Genomic DNA, 498 nt, shown 5'->3' with positions numbered 1-498 from the left:
AGGTCACGCGCCGTGACTGGCTACAACCGCCGCTCGAGGAACTCCCCGATCAGCCCGAACGCCCGCACTTTCTGCTCGGCGTCGGAGCTTCCGTGGCCCTCCTCCTCGAGTTCCTCGTACTCGAAGTCGCCGTCGGGACCCTCCTCCCAGCCGCGGTCGAGCAGCGCGTCGCGGAACACGCGCGCCTGTGAGACCGGGCAGCGCGGGTCGTTGACGCCGTGGACGACGAACACCGGCGCCTCCATGTTTCCGACGTGGGTAATCGGCGAGCGCTCCCGCCAGAGGTCGGCGTTCTCCTCGGGGTCGCCGAGTTGCTGTTCCAGCGTCGCCTTGAAGTGCGGCATCGACTCCTCGTACAGCAGTTCGAGGTCGGTGATGCCGATCCACGCCACCCCGGTCTTCCAGATTTCGGGGTGCATCGTGAGCTGGCAGTACGCCGAGTAGCCGCCGTAGGAGCCGCCGAACACCGCGAGCCGGTCCTCGTCGACGAACTCGCGG

The 498-nt window shown here is 67.9% G+C and carries 1 protein-coding gene; it reads right to left on the bottom strand.

What is annotated here, in order from left to right:
* Positions 1-20: 20 nt before the first annotated feature.
* On the bottom strand, positions 21-498 hold a 478-nt coding region (locus ACFR9S_RS01700; protein WP_379817909.1), incomplete at its 5' end, for an alpha/beta hydrolase family protein.

It is taken from the genome of Halolamina salina, from assembly GCF_042678005.1.
GTDB lineage: Archaea > Halobacteriota > Halobacteria > Halobacteriales > Haloferacaceae > Halolamina > Halolamina salina.
Note: the sequence above shows the minus strand (reverse complement) of the source record. Positions and strands in the feature narration are given on the sequence as shown.